General features: G+C 69.9%; 9 protein-coding genes and 1 pseudogene. 4 read left to right on the top strand and 6 right to left on the bottom strand.

Annotation, left to right across the window (positions count from 1 at the left end; translation table 11 throughout):
• Positions 1-29: 29 nt before the first annotated feature.
• Positions 30-4,969 (bottom strand): annotated as a pseudogene (locus ACQEWB_RS19485) (NAD-glutamate dehydrogenase).
• 535 nt (positions 4,970-5,504) lie between these two features.
• On the opposite strand from ACQEWB_RS19485, the gene ACQEWB_RS19490 reads away from it, so the two are divergent.
• Positions 5,505-6,071, top strand: a complete 567-nt coding sequence (locus ACQEWB_RS19490; protein WP_432832661.1) for a DJ-1/PfpI family protein — start codon at positions 5,505-5,507, stop codon at positions 6,069-6,071.
• Between the two features lie 8 nt (positions 6,072-6,079).
• On the opposite strand, the gene ACQEWB_RS19495 is transcribed toward ACQEWB_RS19490, so the two are convergent.
• Together ACQEWB_RS19495 and ACQEWB_RS19500 are read right to left on the bottom strand one after the other, a co-directional pair.
• Positions 6,080-6,745, bottom strand: a complete 666-nt coding sequence (locus tag ACQEWB_RS19495; protein WP_432832663.1) for an HAD family hydrolase — start codon at positions 6,743-6,745, stop codon at positions 6,080-6,082.
• 87 nt (positions 6,746-6,832) lie between these two features.
• The gene (locus ACQEWB_RS19500; RefSeq protein ID WP_432832665.1) at positions 6,833-7,348 is read right to left on the bottom strand and encodes a DUF6912 family protein; all 516 of its coding nucleotides are present in this window, start codon (positions 7,346-7,348) and stop codon (positions 6,833-6,835) included.
• 593 nt (positions 7,349-7,941) lie between these two features.
• Here ACQEWB_RS19500 and ACQEWB_RS19505 point away from each other — a divergent pair.
• Positions 7,942-8,562 carry an Rv3235 family protein gene (locus ACQEWB_RS19505; RefSeq protein ID WP_432832667.1) on the top strand — a complete coding sequence of 207 codons (621 nt, stop codon included), beginning with the start codon at positions 7,942-7,944 and terminating at the stop codon, positions 8,560-8,562.
• A gap of 119 nt (positions 8,563-8,681) precedes the next feature.
• On the opposite strand, the gene secA is transcribed toward ACQEWB_RS19505, so the two are convergent.
• Positions 8,682-11,525, bottom strand: coding sequence for a preprotein translocase subunit SecA (secA, locus tag ACQEWB_RS19510; RefSeq protein WP_432832669.1), 2,844 nt, complete (start codon positions 11,523-11,525; stop codon positions 8,682-8,684).
• A 281-nt stretch (positions 11,526-11,806) separates the two neighbouring features.
• Here secA and ACQEWB_RS19515 point away from each other — a divergent pair, with 281 nt between their 5' ends.
• Positions 11,807-12,388: a GNAT family N-acetyltransferase gene (locus ACQEWB_RS19515; protein WP_432832671.1), complete on the top strand. Its 582-nt coding sequence runs from the start codon at positions 11,807-11,809 to the stop codon at positions 12,386-12,388.
• Positions 12,389-12,443: 55 nt separating this feature from the next.
• Positions 12,444-13,628 carry a winged helix-turn-helix domain-containing protein gene (locus tag ACQEWB_RS19520; protein WP_432832673.1) on the top strand — a complete coding sequence of 395 codons (1,185 nt, stop codon included), beginning with the start codon at positions 12,444-12,446 and terminating at the stop codon, positions 13,626-13,628.
• Here the strand turns inward: ACQEWB_RS19520 and ACQEWB_RS19525 are convergent.
• Positions 13,625-14,371, bottom strand: coding sequence for a response regulator (locus ACQEWB_RS19525; RefSeq protein ID WP_432832675.1), 747 nt, complete (start codon positions 14,369-14,371; stop codon positions 13,625-13,627). The two genes, ACQEWB_RS19520 and ACQEWB_RS19525, sit on opposite strands and share 4 nt — an antisense overlap.
• 205 nt (positions 14,372-14,576) lie before the next feature.
• A complete protein-coding gene (hpf, locus tag ACQEWB_RS19530) occupies positions 14,577-15,269 on the bottom strand; it encodes a ribosome hibernation-promoting factor, HPF/YfiA family (protein WP_432832677.1) in 693 nt (230 codons plus the stop codon).
• Between the last annotated feature and the right edge of the window lie 163 nt (positions 15,270-15,432).

Below are 15,432 nucleotides of genomic sequence, written 5' to 3' on the forward strand. Positions count from 1 at the left end.
CGTATCGCCTGAAAGAACTGCCGTACGGCCTACGAGTGCTGTCGCAGCAGGGTGCGCATCGTCCGCATCGCCACCGACAGGTTGGCGAGATCGAAGGTCTCCGAGCCCTGGATCTCGTCCAGTGTGGTGCGCGCCCGGCCCAGGATCGCCGCGTTCTTCTCGTTCCACGCCTTGAAGCGCTGCTCGGGCGTGGAGGTGCCGTTGCCCACCGCCAGGACGTCCGCGGTCAGCGCCGCGTGGGCCGCGTAGAGGTCCTCTCGGATGGAGGCGCGGGCCATGGACTGCCAGCGGTCGGCGCGGGGCAGCTCGATGATGCGGTCCATGAGCTGGGTGATGTGCAGCCGGTCGGCGAGGTCGTAGTAGACCTCGGCGACGTCCAGCGGCTCCTTGCCCATGCGGTCGGCGATCGAGACGATGTCGAGGGCCGGGAAGGCGGAGGAGAACCCGGCCACGCGCGTGGCGAGTTCGTCCGGCACGCCGGCCCCGGTCAGCTCGTCGTAGATCTGCTGCCACCACTCCAGGTCCGCGCCGCGCAGCAGCTTGGTCAGCTGCGACCAGACCTGCTCGACCCGCTCGGCGAAGAAGTCGACCGTCTCGGCGAGCTGGAGCGGCTGCGGCCGGTTGTTGAGCAGCCAGCGCGTGCCGCGCTCGACGAGCCGGCGCGAGTGCAGCCGGATCCGGGTCTGTACGGCGGCCTCGACCTGGTTGTCGAGGGCCTCCACCGCGTCCCACACCGGCGCCGAGCTGAAGATCGCGCGGGCCACGGTCTGCGCCCGGACGATCTCCTCGAGCGACGCGCCCGTCTCCTCGCGGAGGCGGTGCAGATACGTCGTACCACCCGTGTTGACCGTGTCGTTGACCAGCACGGTCGTCACGATCTCGCGACGCAGCGGGTGGTTGTCCATGTACTGCGGGAACTGCTCGCGCAGCGCCGTCGGGAAGTACGCGTGCAGCAGGCCGCGCAGGTACGCGTCGTCCGGCAGCGAGGTGTGCAGCAGCTCGTCGGCCACCGTGATCTTCGTGTACGCCATCAGGACGGCCGTCTCCGGGCCGGTCAGTCCCTGGCCCTGGCCGAGGCGTTCGCGGATCTGGCGGTCGGCCGGCAGGAACTCCAGGGCCCGGTCGAGGTGGCCCTCGCGGACCAGGTGGCGCATGAAGCGCTGCTGGGCGTGGAGCATGTCCTTGGACTGGGTCAGCGCGTTGGCGATCGCCGTGTTCTGCGCGTAGTTGTTGCGCAGGACCAGGTGGCCGACCTCGTCGGTCATCCCGGCGAGAACCTTGTTGCGCTGCTTGACGGTCAGGTCGCCGTCCGCCACCAGGCCGTTGAGCAGGATCTTGATGTTCACCTCGTGGTCGGAGGTGTCCACGCCCGCGCTGTTGTCGATGGCGTCCGTGTTGATCTTGCCGCCGTGCAGCGCGAACTCGATCCGGCCGAGCTGGGTCAGCCCCAGGTTGCCGCCCTCGCCGACGACCCGGACCCGCAGGTCGGCGCCGTCGACGCGGATCGGGTCGTTGGCCTTGTCGCCGACGTCCGCGTGCGATTCCGCACTGGACTTGACGTACGTACCGATGCCGCCGTTCCACAGCAGGTCCACCGGCGCCTGGAGGATCGCCTTCATCAGGTCGGCCGGGGTCATCTTGGCGACCTTGCCCTCGATGCCGAGGGCCTCGCGGATCTGCGCGTTGAGCTGGATGGCCTTGGCGGTACGGGGGAACACGCCGCCGCCGGCCGAGATCAGCTCCGTGTCGTAGTCGGCCCAGCTGGAGCGCGGGAGATCGAAGACGCGGCGCCGCTCGGCGTACGAGGTCTCGGCGACCGGGTTCGGGTCGATGAAGATGTGCCGGTGGTCGAAGGCGGCGACCAGGCGGATGTGCTCGCTGAGCAGCATGCCGTTGCCGAACACGTCACCGGACATGTCGCCGATGCCGACGACCGTGAAGTCCTCGCTCTGCGTGTCCACGCCGAGCTCGCGGAAGTGCCGCTTGACGGACTCCCAGGCGCCGCGGGCGGTGATGCCCATGCCCTTGTGGTCGTAGCCCGCGGAGCCACCGGAGGCGAAGGCGTCGCCGAGCCAGAAGTTGTACGACTCCGCGACCCCGTTGGCGATGTCCGAGAACGTCGCCGTGCCCTTGTCGGCCGCGACCACCAGGTAGGTGTCGTCCTCGTCGTGCCGTACGACGTCGGCCGGGGGCACGACCTCGCCGGCCACCATGTTGTCGGTGATGTCGAGCAGGGCCGAGATGAACATCTTGTAGCTGGCGATGCCCTCGGCCAGCCACGCGTCCCGGTCCACACCCGGGTCGGGCAGCTGCTTGGCGACGAAGCCGCCCTTGGCGCCGACCGGCACGATGACGGTGTTCTTCACCATCTGCGCCTTGACCAGGCCGAGGATCTCGGTCCGGAAGTCCTCACGCCGGTCGGACCAGCGCAGACCACCGCGCGCGACCTTGCCGAAGCGCAGGTGTACGCCCTCGACGCGCGGCGAGTACACCCAGATCTCGTACGCCGGACGCGGCGCCGGCAGGTCCGGGATGGCCTGCGGATCGAACTTCATGGAGACGTACTCGTGCGGCCTGCCGCCCGCCGCCTCCTGGAAGAAGTTCGTCCGGAGGGTCGCCTTGATGACGGTGAGGAAGGAGCGGAGGATCCGGTCCTCGTCGAGACTCGCGACCTGGTCGAGGGCCGCGTCGACCTCTTCGAGGAGGGCGTCGACGATCTCGTGCCCGGCGCGCTGGCGGTCCGGCGACATCCGCGCCTCGAACAGGGAGACGAGCAGCCGAGTGGTGTGGACGTTGTTGCGGAGGGTGTCCTCCATGTAGTCCTGCGAGAACGTGGAGCCCGCCTGCCGCAGGTACTTGGCGTACGCGCGCAGCACCATCGCCTGGCGCCAGCTCAGGCCGGCGCTCAGCACGAGGGCGTTGAAGCCGTCGTTCTCCGCCTTGCCGGTCCAGGTGGCGGCGAAGGCCTCCTGGAAGCGCTCGCGGGCGTCGTCGCCGAGGTAGTCGCCGCTGCCGTTCTGCGACTTGGGCAGGCGCAGCCCGAAGTCGTAGATCCAGGCGGTGGTGCGGTCCGAGCAGCGCAGCTCGTACGGCCGCTCGTCGGTCACCTCGACGCCGAGCCGGCTGAGGGCCGGGAGCACGGCCGACAGGGAGACGGCCTCGCCCTTGCGGTAGATCTTGAAGCGGCGCTCCTCGGGGGCGGCGCCGACCGGCTCGTAGAGGCTGAGGGCGAAGTTCCGCTCCTCGGTGAGCGCCTCCAGGTGGACGAGGTCGGCGACCGCGGCACGCGGGGTGTGGTCCGCCTTGTAGCCCTCGGGGAAGCTGTTGTTGTAGCGGCGCAGCAGCTCGGCGGCGCGCTCCTCGCCGCACTCGGCGTTCAGCGCCTCGGCGAAGCCGTCGGCCCAGGAGCGGGCGGCCTCGACCAGGCGGGCCTCGATGCGCTCCTTGTCGGTGTCGGACAGCTGCGGCAGCTCGGTGCCCTGCGGGACGCGGACCACGAAGTGCAGCCGGGAGAGGATCGACTCGGTGTTCCAGGCCGTGAAGTCGACGCTGGTGCCGTCGAGTTCCTCCTTGAGGATGTCGATGATCCGCAGGCGCACGCCGGTGGTGTAGCGGTCGCGCGGGAGGTAGACGAGGGCCGAGTAGTAGCGGCCGTACTCGTCCTGGCGCAGGTAGAGCCGAAGACGCCGGCGCTCCTGGAGGTACAGGACGGAGGTGGCGATGGTCTCCAGCTCGGCGGGCGGGGTCTGGAAGAGCTCGTCGCGCGGGTACGTCTCCAGGATCTGCAGCAGGTCGCGCCCGTCGTGGCTGTTGGGCGAGAAGCCGGCGCGCTCCAGGACCTCGTCGACCTTGCGGCGGATGACGGGAACCCGGCGCACCGACTCGGTGTAGGCGGCGGAGGAGAAGAGGCCGAGGAAGCGGCGCTCGCCGACGACGTTGCCGTCCGCGTCGAACTTCTTGACGCCGATGTAGTCCAGGTACGACGGCCGGTGCACGGTGGCACGGCTGTTGGCCTTGGTCAGGACGAGGAGCTTGTGCTCGCGGGCCTTGGCGCGGGCGTCGGCGGGCAGCCGCTCGAAGGACGGGCTGACCGGGTGGCCCTCCTCCTCGGAGTGCTGCGGGTCGGAGCGCAGGATGCCGAGGCCGGTGCCGGGCACGGCGGCCAGCGAGTCGTCCTCGCGCAGCTGGTACTCGCGGTAGCCGAGGAAGGTGAAGTGGTCGGCGGCCAGCCAGCGCAGCAGCTCGCGGGCCTCCTCGATGTCCTGTTCGCGCAGGTCGGAGGCGACGGGTTCGGTGGGCAGCTCGTCGGCCATGCGCAGCGCCGCGTCCCGCATCTTGTCCCAGTCCTCGACGGCCTCGCGGACGTCGGACAGGACCCGCAGCAGGTCGGTGGTGATCTGCTTGAGGTCGCCGCGGTCGGTCTCGCGGTCGATCTCGACGTGGATCCAGGACTCGGTGTGCGCGTCGTGCGGCAGTTCACCGCCGGGCTGCGCGGTGAGCACCTCGATCAGCTTGCCGGTGACATCGCGGCGCACGACGATCTGCGGGTGGATGACGACGTGGATGCCGCGTCCCTGCCGGGTCAGTTCGTTGGTGACCGAGTCGACGAGGAAGGGCATGTCGTCGGTGACCACCTCGACGACCGAGTGGCTGCACGTCCACCCGTTCTCCTCCACGGTAGGCGTGTGCACCCGCACGTTGGCCGTGCCCTGCGGACGGTTCTCGGCCAGCCGGTAGTGGGAGAAGGCCGCACCGAAAACGTCGACCGGGTCGCGGTCGCCGAGGTCCTCCGGGGCGGTGTGCAGGTAGTAGCGCTGGAGGAACGCGAGCACGGTCTCACTGTCCGGGGTGTCCGGTGTGCCCTCGTCCGTCGTCCCGGTCGGTAGATGCCCCCTACCGGGCTGTTCTCAGCTACCCGAGCGGCCCTCTCCAGCAGCTCGGCCTTGGCTTCGTCCAGCTTGGTCTGCATTGTCCTCTGGCTCCTGTCGCGCGCCGTTGCGTGACGTAGAAGGAAGTACGGTGTCTTCCCCTGCGGCTCTTCGCCACGGCCCGGGTTCTCCGGTCTGCTCCGACGCTATGCCGCAAGGTGGGATGAGCGGGAAGGATTGAGCCACTTTTGAGCTGGCCGGGCAGTGTGACGCTGCTCTCTGCGGAGCTCCGGCCCGGCTGCTGTGCGGCACCCCGGGAGCGCTTGCGGCTCCCTCCTGCCCGCGAGGACCAGCGACTGCCGCCCGGTCACGGAGATGGTCCGTGCTCACCGGGCGCGGGGCAGGGGCAACAGTGCCCCCGCGAGCTATCGCGCTGATCACGCCACCAAGGCTATCCCCCCATACAGGGGGCCCGTCATGAGCCGTATGTGTACAAAACCAGGGGTCGAACTTTGACGTTCTGCACAGGGGCGAAGGGCGCGCGGGGCGCGTATCGGGCGCAGTCGTCCACAAGCCCCCCTTCCTTCCTCTGCACGCCCTCTTGGCAAGGCCGTCCGTCGGAGGCACGTTGCCGTCATGGCAGCCAAAATCCTGATCGTCACCGGGGACGCGGCGGAGTCGCTGGAGGTCCTGTACCCCTACCAGCGCCTGCGCGAGGAGGGCTACGAGGTCCACATCGCGGCCCCCGCCCGCAAGCAGCTCCGGTTCGTCGTCCACGACTTCGAGCCCGGCTTCGACACCTACACCGAGAAGCCCGGCTACACCTGGCCCGCCGACCTCGCCTTCGCGGACGTCGATCCCGGTGAGTACGCCGCGATCGTCATCCCCGGCGGCCGGGCCCCCGAGTACCTGCGTAACGACCCCGAACTCCGCAAGATCCTCAAGTCCTTCTTCGACGCCGACAAGCCGGTCGCCCAGATCTGCCACGGCCCCCTGCTCACCGCCGCGATCGACGGCCTGCGCGGCCGCCGCGTCACGGCGTACCCCGCCCTGGAACCCGACATGCAGTCCGCCGGCGCCACCTTCCAGGACGCGGAGGCGGTGGTCGACGGCACCCTGGTCTCGTCCCGGGCATGGCCGGACCATTCGGCGTGGATGCGGGAGTTCCTGACGGTGCTGCGGGCGAAGGCGCCGGTGGTCTGACCGCCCGCTCAGGCCGCCAGCCGCTCCGCCTCCACGACAGCCTCGGCCAAGCTGTCCACGACCGGCACCCCGACCCCTTCCAGACTGGCCCGGCTGTGCGACCCGCCGGTGTACAGCACGGCCCGCGCTCCCACGTGCAACGCCGCCACGGCGTCGTCGGCGGCGTCGCCGATGACCACCGTACGAGCCGGATCGACCGCGGCGAGCGAGGCGAGGTGCCGCACCATGTGCTCCGCCTTGCTCCCGCCGGACGGCCCGGTGCGCCCGTCGACGCGTACGAAGTGCTCCGCTATCCCGAACCCCCGCACCAGCGGCACGAGTTCGTCATGCACGTACATGCTGAGGATCGACTGGCTGCGGCCCGCCGACCGCCACCCGGCGAGCAGGTCCGCCACCCCCTCGGTCAGCCCGCACCTGCCCCGGTGCGCGGCGTAGTACCGGTGGAAGGTCTCGTCCATGACCTCCCACTCGGCGTCCGTCGGCAGCCGCCCGAGCAACCGCTCGTAGAACTTCGGCACCGGCACGCAGTACAGCGCCCGGTACCTCTCCATCGTGATCGGCTCCAGGCCCAGCTCCCCGAATGCCGCGTTCGTCGCCCCGATGATCGCGTCGTTGTCGTGGAACAGCGTCCCGTTCCAGTCCCACACGATGTGCGCCCCAGTGTGCTTCCCCATGCCAAAAACGTACCCGCCGCCACTGACAATCAAGAGAACAGCAGGTCAAAGGGGTCCAGTGGGGGCGCCGCAGCAGAAACGGACGGCTCAGTCCCCGAGCCCCACCAGGTTCGGGATCTCCTGCGTGGCGTACCAGAGCAGCTCGTGGTCCTCGGCGCCGTCCACCACGAACTGCGCGTCGTCGTCCCCGGCGTCCGCCGCGGACAGCGCCTCGGCCGCGGCAGCCACGTCCGCCTCCGCGTCGTCGAGGTCGAGGTGCACGGCGGCCGCCTTGGCCAGCGGCACGCTCGCGGTCACCTTCACCTCGCCGAGCGCGGCCGGGTCGAGCCCCCGGTCGGGGTCGGCGGAGGCAGCGCCGTCGGGCACGTCGACGGCGACCACGACCCGGCGCCGTGCCGCCTCGGAATCGGCGGCGAGCAGTCGCAGGGAGGCGAGTGCGGCGCGGTTGAGCGCCGCGTACTCGAGCTCCTCGATGTCGTCGGAGAGGTACCACTCGCGCAGTGCGGGCGTGACGGCGTAGGCGGTGAACGGCCCGGCCCCCAGCTCTCCCGTCTTGTACGCCTCGGCGAGACCGGGAAGGGTCAGGGGGACGTAGACGCGCATTGGCTGGCCGCTTTCGTGGTCGGAGGCTCCGCTGGGCCCCGGGCAGGTGCCGCGGGTCCCGCGTCTCCCGGAGGGCCTTCAGGATACGTGCGGTGTCCCCTTTCGAGTCCCCGCCCACCGCCCCGGAGCCGTCGACCTCCGTCCCGGAATTCACCCCGCGACCCCTTGCGGACACGGGCTTTGGACCCCGCCGATCACCCTGATAGGTGAAGATCCCGGGCCCCTCGGCGCGACCCCGGCCTTCCTTGCGGCGGCCGCCGCGCCCCCCGTACAAGATCCCCAACGCCAAGTTACCGCCCGGTATCGACCGGGCCGACGGAACGGGGACTCCGATGCACAAGGTCATGACCAGGGCGCAGCTCCAGCCGGGCACCCGTCCTCCCGGCCGCCGCGACTCCCGCCGCCCCGGCGGCGCCCCGCCGCGCGGTCCGGGCGGATCCGCGGTCCGTCCGGCACCGGGCGGCGGCCGACCGTCCGGAACCCGCGGTGACGGGCCCTACGGCAACACCAGGCCAGCGGACGGCCGCCCAGCGTCGGCTCCCGGAAGCTTCGGTGGGGCGGCGACGGGAAGGGCAGCGACGGCGGTGCCGGGAATGACCGGAACGGCGACTCCCGAAAGCACCGGGACGGCGGGACTCGCGGCGCCGGGCTGCACAAGCCCGACCGCCGCCCGGAGCGGAGCGACCGTCCCGGCTCCGCCGACAGCCTCTGCCACACCTCTGGCCCAGACCCCTCCTTCACGCTCGGCCGACGCTCAGGCGCCTCACGGTGCCGCCGGCGGGGCGCGGCACAGCGCCACCGGCCCGGCTGCCCTCGCTGTCGCCTCCCCCGCCGCCAACCGACCCGCCCAGACCCTCCCCGCGCCCGTCCCGCAGCCCAGCCCCACCGACCTCTTCGCCGACCGTCTCCTCGCCGTTCTGAGCGGCCAGCGGCCCGTCCACTGGATGCTCCGGCACACCATCGGCCGCGCCTACGACGAACTCGCCTGGCTCGCCGAGCGCGGCCCGCTGCGCACCCGTGGCCCTCGCCCCGTCGTCCGCGACATCGGGTACTGTGTCCCGCGCCCGGGCGCCATCGAGGCCTTCGCCCGCATCGGCGCCGGCGACCAGCTGCGCGCCATGGCCTTCCGCCTGGAACAGGGCCCCGACCTGCGCTGGCGTTGCACGGCGGTGGAGCTGGGCGGAGCCCGCCCACCGCGGCCCGCGGACGACTAGAGCACCACCGCCTCCCTGCCCCACCGCACGCCGAAGGGCCGGGCACCCTCGGGTGACCCGGCCCTCCAAGCCGCTACGGCGCCGCGGGCACCGTCACTTGCCGTCCTGCGGCCGCCTGCCTACTTCTTGCGGCGACGCCCACCGCGCGACTGCTTGCGCCGCTCCGCGCGCGTGAGGCCGTCCGCCTCCGAGCGGACCGGCTCGTCGTCGCCGACGAAGTCGCCCTCGATGGTGCCGCCCTCGCCGTCCACGGTCGGCGCGGAGAAGTGGAGGTTGCGGCGCTGCGGGGCGTCAAGTCCCTTGGCGCGGATCTCCGGCCGGGAGCCCGCCTGCGCCGGCACCGCGTCCTGCTTCTCCATGTCGACCGGCGCCGCGTCCTCGACCGGGACCTCCTCGACCTGCTGCTCGACCTGGACCTCCAGGTTGAACAGGTAGCCGACGGACTCCTCCTTGATGCCTTCCATCATGGCGGTGAACATGTCGAAGCCCTCGCGCTGGTACTCGACCAGCGGGTCCTTCTGCGCCATCGCGCGCAGGCCGATGCCCTCCTGGAGGTAGTCCATCTCGTAGAGGTGCTCGCGCCACTTGCGGTCCAGGACCGACAGCACGACCCGGCGCTCCAGCTCACGCATGATCTCGGAGCCGAGCTGCGTCTCGCGCGACTCGTACTGCTCGCGGATGTCGTCCTTGATGGACTCGGAGATGAACTCGGCGGTCAGACCGGCCCGGTCGCCGGCCGCCTCCTCCAGCTCGTCGACCGTGACCCGTACCGGGTAGAGCTGCTTGAAGGCGCCCCACAGCCGGTCGAGGTCCCAGTCCTCGGCGAAGCCCTCGGCGGTCTCCGCGCCGACGTACGCGTCGATCGTGTCGTCCATGAAGTGGCCGACCTGCTCCTGGAGGTCCTCGCCCTCCAGGACGCGGCGGCGCTCGCCGTAGATGACCTCGCGCTGGCGGTTGAGGACCTCGTCGTACTTCAGGACGTTCTTACGAGTCTCGAAGTTCTGCTGCTCGACCTGCGACTGGGCGGACGCGATCGCGCGCGTGACCATCTTGTTCTCGATCGGCACGTCGTCCGGGACGTTCGCCATCGACATCACGCGCTCGACCATCTGGGCCTTGAACAGGCGCATCAGGTCGTCGCCGAGGGAGAGGTAGAAGCGGGACTCGCCCGGGTCGCCCTGACGGCCGGAACGACCGCGCAGCTGGTTGTCGATACGGCGCGACTCGTGCCGCTCGGTGCCGAGGACGTACAGCCCGCCGAGGTCCTTGACCTCCTCGAACTCCGCCTTCACGGCCTTCTCGGCCCGCTCCAGGGCGGCCGGCAGCGCCTGCGCCCACTCCTCGATGTGCTCCTCGGGGTCGAGGCCGCGCTGCCGCAGCTCCGCCTCGGCGAGGTCGTCGGGGTTGCCGCCGAGCTTGATGTCCGTACCACGGCCGGCCATGTTGGTGGCCACGGTGACGGCGCCCTTGCGGCCGGCCTGGGCGACGATGATCGCCTCGCGGTCGTGCTGCTTCGCGTTCAGCACCTCGTGCTGGACGCCGCGCTTGGAGAGCTGCTGCGAGAGGTACTCGGACTTCTCGACCGACGTCGTACCGACGAGGATCGGCTGGCCCTTCTCGTGCTTCTCGACGATGTCGTCGACGACCGCCTCGAACTTCGCGACCTCGGTGCGGTAGATCAGGTCCGACTGGTCCTTGCGGATCATCGGCCGGTTGGTCGGGATCGGGACGACGCCGAGCTTGTAGATCTGGTGGAACTCGGCGGCCTCGGTCATCGCCGTACCGGTCATGCCGGACAGACCGGGCTGTTCCTTCTCGTTCTGGTCGTGACGCTTGTAGAGGCGGAAGAAGTTCTGGAGGGTGATCGTGGCGAGCGTCTGGTTCTCGTCCTTGATGTCCACCCCTTCCTTCGCCTCGATCGCCTGGTGCATGCCCTCGTTGTAGCGGCGGCCGGCGAGGATACGGCCGGTGTGCTCGTCGACGATCATGACCTCGCCGTCGAGGACGACGTAGTCCTTGTCCTTCTTGAAGAGCTCCTTCGCCTTGATGGCGTTGTTCAGGTAGCCCACCAGAGGCGTGTTCACCGACTCGTAGAGGTTGTCGATGCCCAGCCAGTCCTCGACCTTGGAGACACCGGCCTCGTGGATGGCGACCGTGCGCTTCTTCTCGTCGACGTCGTAGTCGCCGGTCTCCTCCTCGCCCTTCAGCTGGTTGCCCGCCTCACCCTTCTTGAGGCGCGTGACCAGCTTGGCGAAGTCGCCGTACCACTTGGTGGCCTGGTCGGCAGGACCGGAGATGATCAGCGGCGTACGGGCCTCGTCGACCAGGATGGAGTCGACCTCGTCGACGATCGCGAAGTTGTGCCCGCGCTGGACCAGCTCGTCCTGGGCCCACGCCATGTTGTCGCGGAGGTAGTCGAAGCCGAACTCGTTGTTCGTGCCGTACGTGATGTCGCACGCGTACTGCTCGCGGCGCTGGGCCGGCGTCATGTTGGCCAGGATGCAGCCGACTTCGAGACCGAGGAACCGGTGGACGCGGCCCATCATCTCGGAGTCGCGCTCGGCCAGGTAGTCGTTGACCGTGATGAGGTGGACGCCCTTGCCCGACAGCGCGTTCAGATACGCGGGCAGGGTGCCGACGAGCGTCTTGCCCTCACCGGTCTTCATCTCGGCCACGTAGCCGAGGTGGAGGGCCGCGCCGCCCATGATCTGCACGTCGTAGTGGCGCTGGCCGAGGACGCGCTTGGCGGCCTCGCGCACGGTGGCGAAGGCCTCGGGGAGCAGGTCGTCCAGGCTCTCGCCGTCTTCGTAACGCTGCTTGTACTCGTCGGTGAGGGCCCGCAGCTCGGCGTCGGAGAGGCCTTCGAAGTCCTCTTCGATGGAGTTGACCTGGTCCGCGATGCGGTGCAGCTTGCGCAGGATCTTGCCTTCGCCTGCACGCATGATCTTCGAGAGGACGGACACGGGGGTTGGTCTCCTTGCCGGTCGGGCCTGGGACGGTCGGTTTCCATTTGACTTACTGAGCAACGGCCATCGTATGCGAGGACCCGGCCCGGTCGGGAGGCCTGCCGTGACGACGGCCGCCGACTGCTCGGCACACCGCTTCAAATCTTCTTCAAAGGGGACAACGGGCGGGCCCCGCGGATGGTGCCGTCCGCCGCCGACGAATTGCGCGAATTGTGATCACCCGCTCACGCACGGCAAAAAGATGGCGTGTTCGTCCGGGCCCCGAGCAGAATCGGCCGATGGACCCCGTGACGCTCACGACCGCCCGTCTCCTCCTGCGCCCGCCCGGCGCGCAGGACACCGATGCCGTCTACAAGGCCGCGCAGGACCCGGAGATCCAGCGCTGGACCACCATCCCCTCGCCCTATCTGCCCGAGCACGCCCAGGCTTTCACGCAGCGGATGGTGCCCGACGGCTGGGCGAACGGCACGATGCTCGACTGGGGTCTGTTCCTCGCCGGAGGGGAGGAACTCGTGGGCATGATCGGCCTCTACATGCGTTCGCTGAGCACGGCCGAGATCGGGTTCTGGGGCACTAAGGAGCACCGCGGCAACGGTTACGTCACCGAGGCCGTCGCCACGATCTCCCGCTGGGCCTTCGCCGAACTCTCCGTCGACCGCGTGGAATGGCGCGCGGAAGTCGGCAACACCCCCTCGCGCGCGGTGGCCGAGCGCACCGGCTTCGTCATCGAGGGCGTCCTGAGGTCCGCGATCATCCACCAGGGCGTCCGCCGCGACGCCTGGGTCGGCGCCCTGCTCCCCTCGGACCTGGGCCTGCCGTCGACCGCGCCCTACCTGCCGGCGCCGGCCTCGCACGGCTGACCGCGAAACCGCAGGTCACCCCGTATTGTCAGACCCACCTTCTATCGTGCGGACCATGACGACCCCGCGCCCCACCACCGAGCTCTCGGCAGACGAAGCCCGCCGAATCGCCCTGCGCGCCCAGGGTTTCCTCGGCTCCCCCGACCGCAGGGCCGGAGTCCGCGGCGTCCTCCGCCACCTCGGCGCGGTCCAGCTGGACACCATCTCCGTCCTGGCCCGCTCCCACGAGCTCATCCCGTACGCCCGCCTCGGCAGGGTGGGCCGTACCACGGTCGAGGACGCCTACTGGAAGGACACGCACGCCTTCGAGTACTGGTCCCACGCGGCGTGCATCCTCCCCGTCGAGGAGTGGCCCCACTTCGCCTTCCGCCGCCGCGCCTACCGCGCCCGCCCGCACTGGAACCACGACCTCCCCGACGGCGCGTACGACCAGGTCATCAAGCAGCTCCGCGCCGAAGGCCCGCTCACGGCCACCGAGTTGGGCGGCGCCAAACGCACCAGCGAGTGGTGGGACTGGTCCGGCGCGAAGGTCGCCGTGGAGCGCGCGCTGATGTACGGCGAGGTGGTGTGCGTGCAGCGCCGCGGCTGGAAGCGGGTGTACGACCTCGCCGAGCGCGCCGTCCCGGAGGCGCTGCTGCACGACGAGCTGGACGACGCGGAGTGCCTGCGCCGCCTGGTCCGTCTTGCGGGCCAGTCGCTGGGCGTCGGCACGCGCGCGGACATCGCCGACTACCACCGTCTCAAGGGCGAGCAGGTCGACGCGGTGATCGCCGACTCGGGACTGGTCCCGGTCAGGGTCGAGGGCTGGTCCAAGCCAGCCTGGGCCGACCCGGAGGCGCTCGCCACGCCCGCACGCGGCCGCCACCGCACCACGCTGCTGTCCCCGTTCGACTCCCTGATCTGGGAACGGGCGCGCACGGAGCGGATCTTCGGCTTCACACACCGACTGGAGGCGTACGTCCCCAAACCCAAGCGGGTGTACGGCTACTTCGCGATGCCGGTGCTGGCCGGCGGCCGGCTGGTCGGCCGCGTGGACCCGGCGCGCGCGGGCGACACCCTGGTCGCCAAGCAGGTCACCCTGGACGGCCCGAAGGCGGTCCCGGCGGTGGCCGAGGCGCTGGTCGAGGCGGCGAGCTGGGTCAACTGCACCACCGTACGAGTGGAGCGCGTGGACGCCCCGGAGCTGCACGGGCCGCTCACCAAGGAGGTGACCCGGGCGCTGATCGCGGCGATGCGCTAGCGAATTTCGAGGATCTTCTCCCGCATCGCGTAGACCACGGCCTCCATCCTGGAGTGCAGCTGCAGCTTCTCCAGGATGTTGCGCACATGGTTCTTCACGGTGTTCTCGGAGATGAACAACTCCTTGGCGATGTCCCGGTTGTTCATTCCGGTGGCTACGAGCTTGAGAACCTCGAGTTCGCGGTCGGTGAGCCGCGGCGCGGGCACCAGTCGGCGCTCGTCGGTGCGCTGGATCATCGACTTGAACTCGGTGAGCAGTTTCGAGGCCATGGAAGGGCTGATCTGCGACTGCCCGTCGGCCACCGCGCGAATGGCGGTGGCCACCTCGTCCGTGGAGATCTCCTTGAGGAGATAACCGGTCGCGCCCGCCTTGATCGCGTCGTAGAGATCGGCCTCTTCGTCGCTGATCGTCAGCATGATGATCTTCGCGCTGGGAGCGACCTCCTTGATGGAGGTGCATGCCTCGATCCCGCCGCGCTTGGGCATCCGGACGTCCATCAGGACGATGTCGGGCAGCAGGTCGGCGGCCTTGTCGACGGCCTCCGCGCCGTCCCCGGCCTCTCCGACGACCTGGATGTCCTCCTCGGCCGCGAGCACGATCTCCAGGCCACGGCGGAAGAGGGCGTGGTCGTCCACGACAAGGACTCTGATCGGCTCCTTGCGTGGAGAGCCCGCGTCCGGGCCCATGCCGGCGACGCCGCCGTCGGCATCCTCCTCATGCATCGGTCCGAAGCTGTCCGCCATCGTTCCTCCCCCTGAAGGCTGTGGCCTGTGGTGCTGCGCCAACGCCAACCCAAGGCAACGGCCCACCGGTTGGGCCATTGCGGCCATGATTCCATGCCCGGGCGACAACGCGGTGACAGAGCTGGTCGCGAAGTGGTCGCACACCGGTGCCCCTGGGGGCGCACGGGCGCTCCAGGGGCACTGGCTCAGCTGTCAGCCGCGCGGGTCAGCCGCCCAGCGTGCCGCCGGGCGCGGGAGACTGCGCCTGGGCGACCATCGGGTCGGTGCTGAGGTGGATGACGCCGTAGTCGTAGGCGTGCCGCCGGTAGACGACACTCGGTTCCTTCGTCTCGGAGTCGACGAACAGGTAGAAGTCGTGTCCGACCAGTTCCATCTCGTAGAGGGCCTGGTCGAGGGTCATCGGGGAGGCGACGTGGGTCTTCTCGCGGACGATGAGGGGGCCTTCGCCCTTCACCTCGAGCGAGCCGATCTTCTTGGTGGGGACGCCGTCCAACTCTTCCTCGTGGACCGGGTGGCCGTTCCCGTTGAGCGTCGCCGCGCCCGGGACGTGGTCGGGGACCTCGGCGGCCGAGATCCGGCGCGAGCCACGGCGTGAGAACCGCTTGTCGTGCTGCTTGCGCAGCCGGGCGTCCAGCTTCTCCGCGGCGAGGTCGAGTGCCGCGTACGGGTCGCTGGCCGCTGCCTCCGCCCGGATCACCGGACCGCGGGAGCGGAGCGTGATCTCCACTCGGTCGCAGCGGTCGGCCTGTCGGGGGTTGGGCTCCTTGGACACCTCGACGTCGAGGCTGATCACCTTGCCATCGAGCTTCTGGATCTTCTCCAGCTTCAGCTTCTCGGCCACGTGCTTGCGGAACCGCTCGGGCACCTCGGTCTTGCGGCCCTTGACGACGATGTCCACGCAGAACTCCGTTCCCGGATCACTCCGCTCCACTGGCGGAGCATCTCCCTTTTGCACCAGGCTCCGGCGAGCTCCGGAACCTACGGACTCGGTGACTTCCACCTCCTCCCCCGCGGGCAAGATCTCCACTCCACCGCCGCGGGTGATTGTGAAAAACCCGCAG

Origin of the sequence: Streptomyces sp. CA-249302, from assembly GCF_050936785.1 — a bacterium.
Classification (GTDB): domain Bacteria; phylum Actinomycetota; class Actinomycetes; order Streptomycetales; family Streptomycetaceae; genus Streptomyces.

Bases quoted from the DNA above. Each gene is read 5' to 3' on its own strand.
- ACQEWB_RS19490 (WP_432832661.1), top strand. From the start codon at position 5,505: ATGGCAGCCAAAATCCTGATCGTCACCGGGGACGCGGCGGAGTCGCTG.
- ACQEWB_RS19495 (WP_432832663.1), bottom strand. From the start codon at position 6,745: ATGGGGAAGCACACTGGGGCGCACATCGTGTGGGACTGGAACGGGACG.
- ACQEWB_RS19500 (WP_432832665.1), bottom strand. From the start codon at position 7,348: ATGCGCGTCTACGTCCCCCTGACCCTTCCCGGTCTCGCCGAGGCGTAC.
- ACQEWB_RS19505 (WP_432832667.1), top strand. From the start codon at position 7,942: ATGACCGGAACGGCGACTCCCGAAAGCACCGGGACGGCGGGACTCGCG.
- ACQEWB_RS19515 (WP_432832671.1), top strand. From the start codon at position 11,807: ATGGACCCCGTGACGCTCACGACCGCCCGTCTCCTCCTGCGCCCGCCC.
- ACQEWB_RS19520 (WP_432832673.1), top strand. From the start codon at position 12,444: ATGACGACCCCGCGCCCCACCACCGAGCTCTCGGCAGACGAAGCCCGC.
- ACQEWB_RS19525 (WP_432832675.1), bottom strand. From the start codon at position 14,371: ATGGCGGACAGCTTCGGACCGATGCATGAGGAGGATGCCGACGGCGGC.